This is a genomic window from Synoicihabitans lomoniglobus (assembly GCF_029023725.1).
GTDB lineage: Bacteria > Verrucomicrobiota > Verrucomicrobiia > Opitutales > Opitutaceae > Actomonas > Actomonas lomonigloba.
Genome location: NZ_CP119075.1, coordinates 1035073 through 1051819 on the forward strand (window position 1 = coordinate 1035073; position 16747 = coordinate 1051819).

Annotated in this window: 7 protein-coding genes; 6 read left to right on the forward strand and 1 reads right to left on the reverse strand. The window is 62.6% G+C overall.

The features are described from left to right. The first annotated feature begins 2 nt into the window (after positions 1-2). From PXH66_RS03930 to PXH66_RS03950, 5 genes are all read left to right on the forward strand, one after another. Entirely contained in the window at positions 3-1040 is a 1038-nt protein-coding gene (locus PXH66_RS03930) for a VWA domain-containing protein (RefSeq protein ID WP_330931189.1), read from the forward strand. Next, positions 1037-2875 carry a vWA domain-containing protein gene (locus tag PXH66_RS03935; RefSeq protein ID WP_330931191.1) on the forward strand — a complete coding sequence of 613 codons (1839 nt, stop codon included), beginning with the start codon at positions 1037-1039 and terminating at the stop codon, positions 2873-2875. The genes PXH66_RS03930 and PXH66_RS03935 overlap by 4 nt, the downstream gene beginning before the upstream one ends. 8 nt (positions 2876-2883) lie before the next feature. Then, positions 2884-5073: a BatD family protein gene (locus PXH66_RS03940; RefSeq protein WP_330932231.1), complete on the forward strand. Its 2190-nt coding sequence runs from the start codon at positions 2884-2886 to the stop codon at positions 5071-5073. Positions 5074-5123: 50 nt separating this feature from the next. Beyond that, entirely contained in the window at positions 5124-7952 is a 2829-nt protein-coding gene (locus PXH66_RS03945) for a M14 family metallopeptidase (protein WP_330931193.1), read from the forward strand. Between the two features lie 161 nt (positions 7953-8113). Further along, positions 8114-8848, forward strand: a complete 735-nt coding sequence (locus PXH66_RS03950) for a response regulator (RefSeq protein ID WP_330931194.1) — start codon at positions 8114-8116, stop codon at positions 8846-8848. Between the two features lie 74 nt (positions 8849-8922). Here the strand turns inward: PXH66_RS03950 and PXH66_RS03955 are convergent, their stop codons facing one another. Beyond that, positions 8923-13008 carry an ATP-binding protein gene (locus PXH66_RS03955; RefSeq protein WP_330931195.1) on the reverse strand — a complete coding sequence of 1362 codons (4086 nt, stop codon included), beginning with the start codon at positions 13006-13008 and terminating at the stop codon, positions 8923-8925. 277 nt (positions 13009-13285) lie between these two features. Here PXH66_RS03955 and PXH66_RS03960 point away from each other — a divergent pair, with 277 nt between their 5' ends. Next, positions 13286-16633 (forward strand): TonB-dependent receptor, encoded by a 3348-nt coding sequence (locus PXH66_RS03960; protein ID WP_330932232.1) that lies wholly within the window; start codon positions 13286-13288, stop codon positions 16631-16633. Positions 16634-16747: the final 114 nt, after the last annotated feature.

Consider the following 16747-nt stretch of genomic DNA (forward strand, 5'->3'; position numbering starts at 1 on the left):
CCATGGATTCCTTCGCGTTTCAGGAACCCGGGTGGTTGGGACTGCTGATGGGCGTGCCGCTGGTCGCATGGTTGCGCTGGCGTCGGGGCACGAACGCACTCGTGGTGCCGTTTGCGGCCGCGTGGTTTCGGCCGGGCCTCAGTCCGGCCTCTCCCTGGCCATCGTGGTTGGCGGTCGGAGGCATCGTGCTGGCCGTGCTCGCGCTGGCGCGTCCGCAGGTGTTGGAAGGCCATGAAGAGGTCCTTAAGGAAGGTTACGACATCATGCTCGCGATCGACTTGTCGGGATCGATGTTGGCGGAGGATTACGAGCGAGCCGGGCAGCAGCTGAACCGGCTCGAAGCGATCAAGCCGGTGATCAAGGCGTTCATCGCGGACCGGCCCGATGATCGGATCGGACTCATCGTATTTGCGGGCCGCGCCTACACGCTGGCGCCACCGACCTTTGATCACGAATGGTTGGCCCGGCAGACGGAGAAGTTGAAAATCGGGTTGATGGAGGACGGCACGGCCATCGGCGACGGCCTGGGCATGGCGTTGGCCCGGCTGGATCACGGTAACGGTGAAATGGATACGTCGCCGGCGGGCGCGGAGCAGGCATCGAGCGCGTTTGTCGTGTTGTTGACCGACGGCTCCAACAATCACGGAGCGCTCAAACCGATGCAGGCGGCGGCCATTGCCGCGGCGCGGCGGGTGCCGGTCTACACCATCGGAGCCGGCAAGGAAGGCACGGCGCCGTTTCCCATCTTCGACAGCCGGGGGCAAAAGACCGGTTACCGACGCATTGTCTCGGATCTCGACGAAAACGCGTTGCGTCAGATCTCGGCGATGACGTCCGGACAATTTTACCGGGCCGACAGTTCCGATACGGTGGCAGCGGCGTTTGCGGCCATCGATGCCAACCAGAAGGTATCGTTCCAGGCGCGGGCGCATCTGCGGGCGCGGGATCTATTTGCATGGTTCATGGCGGCGTCGATCGGCATTACGGCGGTCGGGGCTCTCGCCAGTCGACTACCGGGAAGTCGGGAGGTAATCGTATGATGTGGGGTCAACCATGGGCAGCCTGGTTGCTCATTCCCGTGCTGCTCGGGCTCGGGCTCGAACTGTGGCGGCGTCGCTCGATTGCCACGCGCTTTCCCCACATCTCGCGCGTGTGGGCCGGGAAGCAGGAACTTGATTTTCGGCAACGTCGGCTGACGCAGCCGGTGCGCTGGGGGCTGTGGCTCGGGCTGGGCCTGATGGTCGCGGCGTTGGCCAAACCTCGGCTGGGCAGTCGTAATCAAACGGTATTCGACCCCGCGAGCGATGTGGTGGTGGCGATGGATCTTTCGCGCAGCATGCTCGCCACGGACGTGCGTCCCTCGCGGTTGGAGCACGCGAGGTTGCTGGGGGTCGGTATGTTGGACCGGCTGGTGGGCGTGCGTGTCGCGCTGGTGCCGTTTGCCGGGACGGCGTTTGTGCAACTGCCGCTAAGTCTGGACTACCAAATCTTGATCGAAACTTTGGATACGCTCGAACCGGATAATTTCCCGCGGGGCGGAACGGATTTTTCCGCGATGTTGCGCGAGGGGATGGACGCGTTGGGCGAGGGCGAATCGCGCAACGGCCGGTATCTGATCGTGATCAGTGACGGCGAAACCTCCGATGCACAGTGGCGGGAGGTATTGCCGCAACTGGTCGAGCGCGGCATCCAGATCATTGCGGTCGGCGTGGGGACCACGACGGGGGCGGTGATCCCGGCGGCGGACGGCGGCGTCATCGTCGATGCCAGCGGGGCGGAAGTGTTTTCCCGTTACAGTCCGACGGTGCTGGAAGCATTAGCGGAGGCCACGGGCGGGCGTTATCTGACGGCCAATACCTACGTGGCGTTGGCCGACGTGTTGGCGGAGTTGTCGTCGCACGCCCCCATGCGGGCGCCGTTGGATGATGCCACGCCAGTGATGATCGAGCGTTACCAATGGTGTCTGTTGCCCGGCGTTCTTTTGTTGCTGTTGAGCTATTGGCGGGAAGTCCCGTATCGGCCCCATCATCGACGGGTTGAACTCGCTGAACCCGAATCCGATCGGCGGGTGGGTCATGGTGGAATGAGGGGAGCCGTCACGACGTTGACGGTGCTGGCGGCGCTGGGCCTGGCGTTGCCACGCGTTTCCGCGCTCGACGGCGACGAAAACCGCATCGGCCCGAATAAGCGCCCCAGTTCTCCGGTCGACGGACAATCCATTCTGTTGACCAATCGCATCGTCGAGATTCTGAACAAACGCGAACCGATCGGAATCGATTACGCGGGCTTCGTGATCGACTCGATGGGCTACATCGAAACGAAACTGCGCATACGTGAAAAACCACCCCTGGTGGTGATCAGCGATGCCATGGCGGCGGTGGAAACCGGGCGAACCGTGGATGCGGAAGCCGCCGATTGGGACCGGTATGCCGGCCTGTTGGAAAGGTTGCGCGTTCTCACGTTGGCACCAGCGAAAGTCTATGCGGCGGAGAGTGTGGAGAACTTGAGTCTGGAGGCGTTGCTGGAGCTCGCCGAAGCCGAACAGGACAAAAAACGGCGCGGGGATCGAACGAACGAGGAGGACGACGGCATGGAGATTCCGGACGACGTGCGGGATCGTCCCTCGCGCAAAGTCGAGGCCTCGGCGTTTGGCAATTTGATGACGGATGAATTGCCCGCGGCAGAGGAGGAAACGCCCGCTCGGCGGCGTCGACCGTTGCGCTTTTTTGGCCAACCGGGGGAGGGCACGGAGACCGATCTCGCGCTGCCGTTGCACCGACTCGGACAGATAAAAAGCGCAGACTCTCCGGCGCGACTATATCAATTGATGGAATCCGAGGATTTGCCGCCGCCGTCAACGGGGGATGACTGGTGAGCGAGCAGATGCGGGCAACCGGAAACATTTTCACGCGACCTCGGGCGGTCTGGCTGGCGATCACGATGATGGTCGGCCCGAGCCTGTTGTCGGCCCAAACCGGATCGGGACCCAAACCGTTCGCGCAGCTGGACCCGGTGACCGGTGAATTCTGGGTCGGTGAACTTTTCCCGCTGACGTTCAAGGTCTGGGTGCCGGACGAAATCCATGGCTCCGTGGTCGGGCCACTGCAGTGGCGTAGTGAAGATTTGGATATGGAGGATTGGTCGGAGCCCGCGCGGGGGCGTATGCGTCGGAACGGTGTTTGGATGATCACGCAAACCGTCACGAACCGGGGTTATGCGCCTCGGCCCGGCTCGATCACGGTGGCAGCCGCCTCGCAAAAATTGAATGTCAAGGCGCCGCCGAAAGCCGGATCGTTTCAGCAGGGCGGAGTAACGGTGCAGGTCGCGGTGGCGAGTGCGCCGGGCGAACTGACGATCAAACCCCTGCCGGAACCGATTCCCGCCGGGTTCAGCGGAGCGGTGGGACAGTTCGAGCTAAACTCGAGTCTCTCAATCGACAAAGTGAATGTCGGGGAGTCCGTGACGTGGCGCCTGGCGTTGACCGGCACGGGCAATTGGCCGCAGATCCGGCGACTCCCGGAGCGGAAGGTCGCGAAGAGTTTCGAAGTCGTAAGTCCCGGTCAGCGGCGCACGTCCGTGGATGGTTCGGCGTTTGACGCGGCGTTGACGGAGGAGCTCATGCTCGTGCCCCGCCGCCCCGGCGACTACACGCTGCCGGCGGTTTCATTTATCTATTTTGACCCCGTGGCGGGAGCCTACCGCACGCTCACCACGCCGGCGCATCCCTTGCTCATCCTCGGGACGGCCACGGGTGACGGCGAAAGCGGCATGCCCGACGAAGTGGGCGTGGCGGTGCCGGAATCTCCGCCGGTGTTGCCCCTCGATCCGAGCGGGGTCGATGTGCGGGGCGTTTCGCCCCTGCCGGTGGATAACTGGTGGATCCTGGCGGCGATTCCGGCGGTGGGCGTGCTGTTGTTTTGGGTGGGGTTGGCGGCCCGCCGTCGTCACCTCACGGATCCCTTGCGACGACAACGTCTGGCGCGTGAGCGGATCTTGGCATTGTTGCGCGAATTGAATGCGACGCCCGCCCCGACTCCGGAGCGTATGAGAGCGTTGTTGGGCCGGTGGGAGGAATCTGCGGCAGAGTTGCTCGGACTGTCGGTGAACGTGCCGACGGGAGCCGCGGTGGAATTGGCGCTGGCGAAATCCGCCGGACCAGATGAGGTGCGCTGGCGCGGATTGTGGCGGGACGCGGATCGCTACATTTATGCGGCTGGTGGCGTGTTGCCCCACGATTGGGTGGAGCGGGCGGAGCGGGTGTGCGGTGCCGCTAAAGTGCGTCGGGCGCCCTGGCTCGCGTCGTTCCTGCCCCGCAACCTGTTACCGTTCGCGGTGGCGGCGTCACTGGTCCTGCTCGTCGTGCCCATGCGCGGGCGGGATGCCGGTATGGAAGCATATGTGAAGGGTGATTTTGACACGGCGGAAACGGAGTGGGCTCAGATCGTGGCGGCCCAACCCCTCAGCGCATCCACGCGTTATAATCGGGCGCTGGCGCTGGCCCAGTTGGACCGGTGGTCGGAATCGGCGGCCGAGTCGCTGGCCGCCCTGTGTCTGGCCCCCCGGAATGAGGCGATCCGGTGGCAGTTGGCGTTGAGCCTGGACCGGGCGGGGATCGATCAACCGACGGCGTTGGCGGTCGCCCACCGTCCCGGTAGTTGGACCGTGGTCACGTGGTTTTCGGTCGGCGAGTGGGCGTGGGTTTTCGGCGTGGCCTGCAGTGCGGCGGCTCTGGCGTTGGGCGGGGCCTTGGTGTTGGCCTATCACGGGCGGACCGGTCGCCGCGCCTGGTGGCCGGTATTGATCGCGGGCCTCGCGATGGGAATGGCGGTGGTGGCTGTGCACAGTCGCGGCACGTATGCCATGCTGGCGGAAACGGACACCGCGATAGTGAGGTTGAACACGTCCCTGCGGTCGGTGCCGACGGCGGCCAACGCTGCGCAAAAGATGGTGCCGTTGCCCGCCGGGTCACTGGCGACGGGAGTCCGGTCGTTTCTGGGTTGGACGCAACTGGCGTTTCCCAATGGCCAGACCGGGTGGGTGCGAACCGATGAACTTACCTGGATTTACCGCTGATTTTTTGACCATGCCCGTCGGGCATTTCTTCACCCAATGATCAAACTACCATGAGAAAAATAACCTTCAATAGAACGGTGTTGAAAGCCGCGCTATTCGGTCTAGCTGCGGCGTCGCTCTTCGGCGCTTCCCCCGTCATCACTCCGCCCAAGGACATCATCGGATTCAATATCGGTGATGACTACCACATGGCGAGCTACACCCAGATCTCGACCATGTTGAAGACCTGGGACAAGGAATCGGATCGTCTCACCGTGGTGAGCATCGGCACCACGGCCGAAGGTCGGGCCCAATACATGGGCATTGTCACCTCGCCCGCCAATCACGCGAAGCTGGAGCACTACCGCAACATTTCGCGCAACCTGTCTCTCGCTGAGGGGCTGACGGATGACCAGGCCCGGGCCATGGCGGACGAAGGCAAAGCGGTGGTCTGGATCGATGGGGGTTTGCACGCCACCGAAACGGTCAACGCCCAGTCGTTGGCCGAGATGATTTATCAAATGGTTTCGCTGGAGGATCGCGAAACCATGCGGTTCCTCGACGACGTCATCCTGCTCATGCCGATTCCGAATCCGGATGGCGTGGAATTGGTGGCCAACTGGTATATGCGCGAAGAGGACGAGACCAAGCGTTCCCTGCAGCACTTGCCGGTGCTCTACCACAAGTATGTCGGTCATGATAACAACCGGGACTCGATCATGAACAACATGCCCGAGACCACCAATCAGAACCGGGTGCTGTTCCTGGAGTGGAATCCGCAGATCATGCACAATGTCCACCAGACGGGGCCGCTCGGCCAGGTGATTTTCATTCCGCCGTTTCGCGATCCGTTTAACTACAACTTTGATCCGCTGATTCCGATCGGCATCGAACGCGTGGGGGCGGCCATGCATGCGCGTCTCGTGTCCAAAGGCATGGGCGGTTCCGCCATGCGGTCCAACGCCCCTTACTCCACGTGGTGGAACGGCGGCATGCGCACGGCCGTGTATTTTCACAATCAAATCGGTCTGTTGACCGAAGTCATCGGCAATCCGACCCCGGGCCCCGTGCCGTTGGTGCCGGACAAGCATTTGCCCGACAGTGAAGGACCGCTGCCAATCGCGCCGCAGATGTGGCACTACCGTCAGTCGATCGACTACATGATCGAAGTCGAACGCGCGGTGATGGACTACGCCTCGCGCAATCGCGAACAATTGCTGTGGGACATCTACGCCATGGGCAAACGCTCGATCGAAAAGGGCAGCACGGACTCGTGGACCGTCACGCCGAGCCGGATCCAAAAGCTGAAAGACGAGGGCAAGATGCTCATCGAGCAGCTGGAAAAAGAAGGCAAGGAAACCATGACCGAGGAAGTCGCGATGCGGGTGCGCTGGCGCGGAGGCGTCAACCCGACCGTGCCCGCCCAACTCTACGAAGAGGTGCTGCACGCGCCGGAGGATCGCGATGCCCGCGGTTACATCATCACCAAGGAGCAGGCCGATTTCCCGACCGCGGTGAAATTCATCAACGTGCTGCTGAAGCAGGGTATCTTCGTGATGAAAGCGACCGCGGACTTCGAGGTCGACGGCAAGTCGTATCCGGCCGGTTCCTTTGTGGTTAAAACCGATCAAGCCTTTCGTCCCGCGATTCGCGACATGTTTGAACCGCAGGATCACCCGGTCGATCTGGAGTATCCGGACGGTCCTCCCGTGCGTCCTTACGACATCGCGGGTTGGACGCCGGTCGTGCAAATGGGCGTGGAATTTGAACGCGTATTCGATGGCTTTGAGGGGCCGTTCGAGCGGATCGGATTTGAGATGCAAAAACCAGCCCCGGCCCTGGTCACCGGCCCGGCCAACCCGGCGGGTTATCTCGTGAGTCACCAGATCAACGACGCTGTCGTGCTCACCAACCGCCTGCACAAGGCGGGAGCGGATGTCTATTGGTTGAAGGATGAGAAATTCATCGACGGCCTGAGCCTCGGCACCGGCACCTTGTGGATTCCGGCCACGTCGGCTTCGACGGCCGTCGTCAAACAAACCGCGATGGATCGGGGCATTCCCGCCTATGGCGTGGCCGAGGCCCCCACCGGGGCCGCGATGAAAATCAAGCCGGTGCGCATCGGCTTGGTCGACCTCTACGGCGGCGTCATGCCGTCCGGCTGGCTGCGGTGGATGTTCGAGCAATACGAAATTCCCTACGAAGTGGTGTTCCCGCAGATCCTCGATGCCGGCAACCTGCACGCGGCCTATGATGTCATCGTGGTGCCCAGCAGCACCTATTCGGATGGCAGCCGCGGCCGCAACCGCATCCGTCGTCAACCCGAAGCGGGCACGATTCCGGAAGAGTATCGTTCGATGCTCGGCGGCATGACCGCCAGCGAGACGATCCCGCCGCTGAAGACCTTCGTGGCAGAGGGCGGCACGTTGCTCGCCATCGGTTCCTCGGCGACGATCGGTGAAGCCATGGGGCTGCCGGTGACCAACCACCTCACGGAGTGGACGCCGGCCGGCGAACGGGAACCGCTCTCGAGCAAGAAATTCTACGTGCCGGGGTCGATCCTGCGTGCGAAGTTCGACAACACCGAGCCGCTCGCATTCGGCATGCCCAAGGAAGGGTTTGTGTTCTTCGACAGCAGCCCGGTCTTCAGTCGCAAGGATTCGGATACGGTGAAAGCCGAGAAGGTGGCCTGGTTTGATGGCACCGATCTGCTCTACAGCGGTTGGGCCATGGGCGAACATTACCTCGACGGTGGCGAACTCGCGACATCGGCCAAGATGGGCGAAGGCTCATTGGTGCTGATCTCGTTTGAGGCGACCTTCCGGGCCACCCCGCATGCGACCTTCAAGCTGTTCTTCAACGGCCTGTATGAAGGCCAGGCCGAGGACGTCGTTTTCTAGACTTTGGTGTAGTTGTAAGCAGTAGTTTGAATGACGGCCCGCTCTTCGGAGTGGGCCGTTTTTTGTGAAAAGATTCGGTGAACGCAAAAAGAATGCGTTGTCCGTCGCTCCGGGATGAGCTCACCGCATGACGAGGTGAAATTACCCTGAATTTGCCTACATTGATCGCATCTTGTGCCAGCTGGCAGCAGTCCTGCTTCCCGGAAGGCATGGTGATGACGACGCTCCATTCTGGCCTGAAATTGTTAGTGGTCGAGGACCACCAACTGATTCGAGAAATGCTGGTCCTGGCATGCTCCCAAACCTGGCCCGACGCGATCGTGGAGAGCGCGACGACTGGGGAGGACGGGCTGCGTCTGATCAAGAAACTGAAACCGGACGTGGTGTTGCTCGATCTTTGTCTGCCCGACGGCGACGGGCTGGACTTTGCCTTGAAGATGCGCGAGGCGTGTCGCTCCACGAAGGTGATCGCGCTGACGTCCCACACGGACGAGTTCACCATCCATCGCGCGATGCATGTGCGGCTCCACGGTTTTGTGGACAAGAACGAGCAGCCGCTCGACGTGATCCGCCAGGCGGTCGAGTCGGTGCTCGACGGGCATCAATACCTTTCGAAAACCGTGCGCCGGGTGCGCGAGGAGATCCGGTATGATCCGGTGAGTTTCAGCAAAGTTCTGTCGGACCGTGAGATCGCGCTTCTGTCGTTGCTGGGGCAGGGCATGACCAATGAGGAAATCGCCACGCAGATCGGTCTGGCTGTCAGCACGGTTAAATTGCACCGCAACAAAATCATGATGCGCATCGGCGTGCACAGCACCCCGCAACTCATGCGGTATGCGTTGGCCAAGGGTTTTGTGCACACCGACTCGCCGTCCGCATTGGCCGCCGGTATGTAACAAGTCGGGCGTTGACCGGGGTCTGACCAGCCGACCCGCGAGGGGGATTAAAGCGGTCTCGCCCGGCGCGCGATTCAGTTGCGATCGGCGAGTTCGTGCAGGCGGGTTTTGAGCACGGCACCGCTGGATTGGGTGCGCGACCAGGCGCGGTCGCGATCGGCCGGTGTGGCGGTGTCCACCATGATTTCCTCCAATTGCTTCGCGGCGAGATTGAGCTCACGGGCTCCGATCAATCCCGCGAGGGCGCGCAAACGGTGGGCGTGAAATTTGGCCACGGGATAATCCTCCGATGCCAAAGCGGCGGCGATGGTCTCGTATTCCTGGTCAAGGGAGGAAGTGAACTGATGAATCGCGGTTGATTCCTGTTCGCCCTTGCTGCGCGAGTAATGACTGAATGCCTGTCGATTGAAGGGTTCGAGTGGACGATCGTGCGCGGCCGGTGGGGCGGGTTCACCCGGCGGAGGACCGATGCCGTGGCGACGTGACCGGACCGAGGCGATGATGGTGCGCACTTTGTCAGTATCGTAAGGCTTGAGCAAAAATGCATCCATACCGGCCTGCCGACACCGTCGCCGGATCTCGTCGCTGTCGTGTGCCGTGGTGGCGAGAATGATCGGCTGATCTCCACCGACCGAACCGCGCACGGCGTGGGCGACCTCGACCCCCTTGGCCCGCGGCAGTTCCCAGTCGAGAAAGATGACGGCGTAGCTCTCGCGGGTGAGCAGCGTGAGGGCTTCCTCGGCGGTGCTCGCGACATCCACGTCGTAACCCAGTTCCACGCCGAGTCCCTCCAACACGATGCGATTGTAGGGCTCGTCCTCGACGACCAACGCCCGGCCGCATTCGACCGTCGCCGTCGCGAGGCCGCTGGCGACCGTCGGCGCCGGGGTTTCGAGATGGGTCCGCGGTAGTCGCACCGCCAATACGAACTCGGACCCGTGGCCGACCTGACTGTGCAACGTGACCTCGCCCCCCATGACCTGGGCGAGGGCACGACAAGTCGCCAGACCCAGCCCGGTGCCCGTGACCTGATCGCGTTTCGCCTTGGAGCCGCGGACGAACTTGGAAAAGACGAGCACCTGTTCCTCAGGCGGAATACCGGGACCGTGGTCGGCGACCTCAATGAACAAATCCACCGGGGCGTCGGGATCTTCGTCCGGTTCCACCTCATTGAGCAGGCGGATTTCGATGGCGGCACCGGGCGCGTATTTCAGCGCGTTGCCGACGAAGTTTTCGATAATGGTGCGGATCTTGGCGTGGTCGCCGATGAACCCGTCGATGAACCCCTCCGGCCAGTGCAAGGTGAGCGACTGACCTTGCTCCCGGGACTGGGTGGCGAAGAGATCCACCGCATCCTGCAACAGCGGACGCAACCGAAACGGTTGGGCGTCGAGATTGACGTAACCGTATTCGAGGCGGGCGTAGCTCAACACATCCTCGAACACGGACATCAATTTGCGGGAAACCGCGCGCAGTGACCGGGTGAGTTCGCGTTCGCGCGGGCCGAGATTATCCTCTTTGAGCAAGGCCAGCAGACCGGTGAGTCCGTTGAGTGGATTGCGAATTTCGTGGGAGATGTTTTCGAGAAAATCACTCTTGGCGATGTTGCTCAGAGCGAGTTCGCGCGTGCGTTTCTCGACCATGAGATTGAGGTGTTCGTTTTTGCGTTTGAGCCGCAGCACCTGCCAGCGGGCGATCCCTCCCACCAGCAGTAGTCCGAGGACGACGTATCCGGCGATGGCGGGTCCCCGTCGATACCAGGGCGATATCAACTTGAAGCCGATGTGTTCGACCGGACCGGTGCGCCCGAAGGAGTCCACCGCCCGCACTTCAAATCGATAACTCCCCGGCTCCAGTCCGGCAAAGCTGCGGGCGCTTTCGAGACTGGGCGGGCTCCATTCCGCTTCGGCTCCGGTCAGCCGGGTTTGCAGGTAGACCTGATCATGATCCGAAGGGGAGGGCGCGAAGTGAAAATCCACCCGGCGCACGTGGGGATCAAGAGGCAGCAGACCCGCTTCGTCCGGTGCCCCCGGCCCGGGATCGGTGCGCAGCGAAACCTGCACCTGCGGCACGGGGTCAGCCGCGGTCAAAGCGGCTTCATCGATTTTGAGCACCCCCGCCGTGCTACTCAACCACAGGGACCCCTGGCCGTAGTCCAGCGCGACAGGATCGCCCACTCCGTTGAGGCCGTGGGCGTGCAGTGGTTCGACCTGCAGTTGCCCGGAGTGCCAACTGACGCGGAGCAGGGCGTAGCTGTTGTGGTCGTCGATCAGGCGGGGCCGCACCAACCAGTAACCGGTATCGCCCGATTCATCGGTGGATGCCGCGATGCCCACGTATTCGCGCACCGTGGGTTCGAGTTCGAATTCCGGGCGGTGCCGATGCAGTCGCAGGATGCCGGCATCGGTGAAGGCGAAAATCCGTGGGCCCAACTCCACCACCCGGGCGCGCTTCCCTTGGTCAGGCAGTTCGCGACCGATGTCGTAGTGATTCTTGAGATACAATTGCGCATAGGGCGAGGAAGGGTCTGATCGCCACGCGAAGCGGTCGATGCCACGCGTCATGGTGCCGGCCCAGATTTCGTCCCGGGAGGATTCGAACAAGGATACCGGGGTGTCGCGAATGCGCAGGTGCAGATCCTCGGGCACCCAGCCCCCGTGCCGACTGGGTCGCAGGGCCTTGAGGTCGTAGCCCTCGGTGTAAACCACCCCCGATTGATATTCGCGGGAGGCGGTGACGCTCAATACGTCGTGCGGGGCGAAGTGTTCGCGCTTGGCACCGGTGGGATCGACCCGCCACACGCCGCCGAAACCTCCGACCCACAACGCATCGCCCACCTGAGTCGCCGACCAAAGCAGGGTCTCGTGTTCGAGCACCGGACGCAATTGGTCGGAGTCTGGCGCGAGCAGCAGCACGTCCTTGCTGGTGAGCAACCAGGTGCCATCGCGATTGAACTCCACTCCGCGAGGGGCGCCGTCACCCAGCCCGGTTTGCCGATCAATGATATACGACTGTCCCACACCGTCGACCCGGGCCAGTCCGCCCTGGTAGCCGATCCAGAGATGATCGCCGTCGGCACCCAGGGTGTAGGTGGTATTGTCACTCAATCCGCGTTTGCGATTGATGATCTCTTTCACCTCGCCCTCCTGATCGGCGATGACGACGCCCGCGCGAAACGTGGCGATGCCGAAATTGCCGTGCGGTAGCCGCACCGCCCGACCGGGCAACGTGCCGGCCAGCGCCCGGGACAGAGCGTGCAGGCGAGTGAATGAACCGTCCGATTCCTGGCGATAGGCTCCGCCGGCCATGCCAATGATGGGCCGGGGCTCCGTCGCGGTGGGCGGGATCATCCAAGTGACCGGAGGGCGCGGCAGTTCGTCATAGGGCACCACCAATTGCGGGTCGCCGCGGTCGCCGATGGCGTAGACCCCGTGACCGTCGTCGTAGAACCACAACCCCTCGGCGGTGGCCGCGCCGAACAACCGATGGCGACCCCGGGCTCGCCAAGTCGTGAAGGTGGTGCCGTTCCATCGGGCGGCGCGATCCGACGTAAGCCAGACCGCTCCCTGCGGCGTCGCCTGCACCGCCCAGACATCTTCCAACGTCGTCCCGGTATCGCGTCGCCACGCTTCCAACAGCGAGTGAAACCCCCAGTCTCCCGGGGCGCGCCGCGCGATGTAGCCGAGTTGGTGCATCGCGCCGACCCATACGCGGCTGCCGTCGGCCGACGGAGCCAACCCGCGAAAGGCATGTGCGTCGGGCAGCGCGATTTGCGACCATTGATGCTGGCTTAAAATACTGAGCCGGTTGGACCCCACGATGAGATCGCCGGCCGGCGTGATGGTGGTCGCCCACACCGGGCCATCGATCACGTTCCGACCCAAGCCCACCTGAGTCATGACGGGACGACCGACCACCGGCTCGGCGGACCGGACGACCGGTGTTCCGGTAGCCAGTCCCAGCGCCCCGATCAAAGTCACCGCGAAGTGAATACGGGAGGTGAGTCTCGTCCATCCGCGGGCTCGAACCGGACTTTCGGGTCGACGCCAGGAACCGGTCGGCGCCTCCGGAACCCGCCCGAGGGAGGGGTAGGGAAGAAACGATGCCAGTTTACCGGCCCGCGCAGGCGGAGGGAGGGAAAGCGGGCTCGGTCGCGGCATGCTTCGAAGACTCAGCAGGAACTTCGCCGTCCCCTAAGTTGACTAGATTTATTAGCAAACCAGAGCAACGGGAACAGAATGGCACATATATCAGGAGATATAAAAAACGACCCGGATATTCCTCAAATCCACTCCGTGCATCGGTCGGCGGCTCCTAACCTGCTTGAAACCCGGTTGGAAACGTATGGGTATCGAAAATCTCTGGCTTTTAGTTTTTCTGCGTCGATGCAGCGGTTGCTTTCTCGCGGTGATCGTCCTCTGGGCGGGGGGGGATCGAGTGCGTGCCCAACAGTCTCCGGTCATCGACGGGTCCTCGCGCATGGGCGGGGAGGTGAGCGGAGCGTTCCTCGGCGCGCGGGACGATGGCGTGGTCCCGAAGTTGCGGGTGCGCGTGGTGGAAACCGGAGCCGAAGTGATGACCGGGGAAACCGGGGAATTTTTGCTCACCGATGTGCCGCCGGGCGTTTACACGCTGCGGGTATCGGGAGTGGGGTATGCCGAGGTGGAGGTGACGGACGTGGTCGTCCTGCCGGGGGAACGACGCACGTTGATTCCCCAGCGGGTGCCGACGTTTCGTCGTCATGGTGATGTTTCGACTCTGTCGTTGGTCACCATCAACGCCCAACGACTGCGGGGTATGGACGAAGCGATGGAGACCTTCGAGCGAGCCACGGTGACAGGGTCTCACCTCAAACGCATTGGCTCCTCCGCGTTTTCATTGCACCGCATCGAACGGGTGGAATTGGAGCAACGCAGCGCGATCACCCCGGCGCTGTTGCTCGCCACCGTGCCGGAAGTCACGGGATTGCCGCTCAACGTATCTTCGGTGGCCGGGACCTCGGCGCGCGGTGACAACATGGCGATCAGTTTGCGCGGGTTGGGATCGGGCAACACCCTGATGCTGCTCAACGGGCGTCGGCTCGTGGCGCATCCCATTGCTCCGATCGACGAGTATTCCGTGCCGACGCTGACCGTAAATGTGAACCAATTGCCCATGCATGGATTCGGTGAAATCGACATCCTGCGGGGCGGGGCCTCGTCGACTTACGGATTCGACGCGGTCGCGGGATTGGTGGACTACCGCATGAACACGGCCTTTCGCGGGGAAGAGCTCGGCATTCAAATCGGCGTGCCGGAAGCCGGCGGCGGGGAGGACATCGCGACCCATTGGATGCACGGTCGGGACTTTGCCGATGGCCGCGGACGCTGGGTGATGGTGCTCGACGCCTATCGTCGGGAACCAATTTTTTTGCGCGATCGGGACTACGCGGCGCAAGCCGACCAATCGGACCGCGCTCCACCGCCGTTCAATGTGGCCGGCAGTGCCTTCGACGATGCCACGCGCACGGGATATTACCCGAGTTTCCGGGTCGGCGCATCGAATCACACCCAGTATTTTCGACCGTTGGCGGACGCCGGGACGGTGCCGCAAATCACCGGCATCCGACCCACGCCGGATGATGGCACGAACTACTTTTTTAACGTGAACGACTACCAGACGGCGTTCCCGGAGACCGATCGTTTTAATCTCTTCAACTCGTTCGAGTATGACCTCACGGATCAGGTGACGGCGTTTGGGGAACTCGCCGGTTACAAGGCCATCTCGGCCGTCGAACGGCAGCCGATTCCTTATTCGGGGGCCAATGGCGTGGACCGGCCGGTGGAGTTGGCGGTGGACAACCCGTTTAATCCGTTTGGCTCCCGCTATTACGAAACGAGTGGCCAGCCCAACGCCGATGGCACGTCGCGCTTGGTGGGCACGCCCCAGCCGCTTCATTTGCTCACGCAGGCGGTGGTGGATGCGGGCGCGGAACACATCGACATCAACTCGCAAGTGTTTCGGGCCTTGGCCGGTTTACGGGGAGATTTGAGCAGTGGGTGGACGTGGGAAACCGGCCTGTTGTTCAGCGCTGCTCGCACTGCGGACCGCTCGGTGAATCAAGTCCGGGAATCGCTTTTGCAAGCAGCCACCCAACGCACCGACGCCACGGCCTACAACCCGTTTGGCTACACTTTCAAAGTGGAAAACGGAGCCGTCGTCGCCGACCAACCCTATACGAATCCGGCCGCGGTCATGGATACGATATTGAGTCCGTTTTTGCGCAAAGGTCATTCGTCGTTGGCCATCGTGGATGCCCGCGCCACCGGCGACGTGGCGCTGGGGCGCGACCGCACGATGGGGCTGGCGGTGGGGGCGGAGTTCCGGGTGGAGTCCTATGAGGATTGGCGCATGCCCTTCGCCGGCCTCAACCCGGTGGACTCGGGACTCGACCCGAATGACAATGACTTTATCCAGGCCTCGCCGACCGCCGATACCAAGGCCCATCGCAATGTGCAGGCGTTGTATGCGGAAACGGTGATTCCGTTGATCGAGCGCGACGCGATCAACGAAGCCCCGCCGCTGGTGGAGCTCGCGCTCGCAGCCCGCTACGAACGGCACGATGACTTTGGCGATGAGCTGGCCCCGCGCTTTGGACTCAGCTGGTGGTGCGGATCAAAACTACAAGTCCACGCCTCGCTCGACCGGAGTTTTCGAGCCCCCAATCTCGCCCTGTTGCATGCCGTGCCCAAGGTGCGGGTGCAGACCGGCGTCTCCGATGATTACCGGCGCGCGGTAACGGGCGAGGGCACGGGATCGGTCAACCTGCTTTATGGGGGCAATTCGGGGCTGCAACCGGAGGAGGCCACCGGCATCAATGTCGGGTTCATTGCAGAGTTGCCCGGCCTTGAGGACCTCACGCTCAAAGTCGATTATTGGTCGACGGAACAAACCAATGTGATCGGCTCGGATTCCGGGCCGGAGGTGGTGCTGAACGACACCCGCCTGCTCAACGAATATGTGCAGACCCAACTGGCCGCCGGTGTGCCTGCGGCGCAGATTCACCTGGGCAGTGGCACGGCCGCCTATCGCGGAGATGCCCGCGTGGTGCGCCGGCCGGTTTCCGCACAAGATCGAACCATTTTTGATCAATATAACGCCGCCGTGGACCCCGCCGACCAACGACCGGTCATCGGTGTGATCGACTGGATCGAACGTCCGTTCACCAACAATCGCAGTGGCTTCGCCTCCGGCGTCGACGTGGGCCTGGATTACCAACTGGCGGCCCCGGGCTGGGGGCGTTTCAGCCTCAGCACCAATGCGGCGTATTCAATATCCTCCTACCTGCAGGAGGACGAGGATTTGTATCGGGATCACCGGCGGGATGAGGAAGGCGGCCAACGTCTTCGACTGACCTCGACCCTCGGCTGGCAGCGCGGCGGTTGGCGGGCAACGCTCATCGGGTATTACATCAGTAGCTATCAGGATCGATCCGCCACCACCACGGAGGAGGTCTATGAGGCTTTGGGACGGCCCGGCTATATCCGTCCTTCGATCGATCAGGGACGCACGGTCTACCGTTACGTGGTCGATGCGACGCTGAGCTTTGACTGCGCGTTGTCCTATCAGTTTTCCCACGCTGACATCTCGGCTTGGTGGGCCGGAACGACCCTGCGCTTGAAGGTTGCGAATCTGACAGATCAGGACCCGCCGCTGACCTCGGCCACCCGGGGGTTTTCCATGAACGCGCACGCGCGTCTGGTGGCTGGGCGCACGTGGGCGCTCGACATTACCCGTCGCTTTTGAAGCGGGGTATATCCGCTGATATATTTGACATCATTGGCGGTTTGAGGGGGGGCGTGGTGTGCTTGGTGACGTTGGGAGACGCACCCTGTGCGGACCCGACTGTTAGCAGGAGTC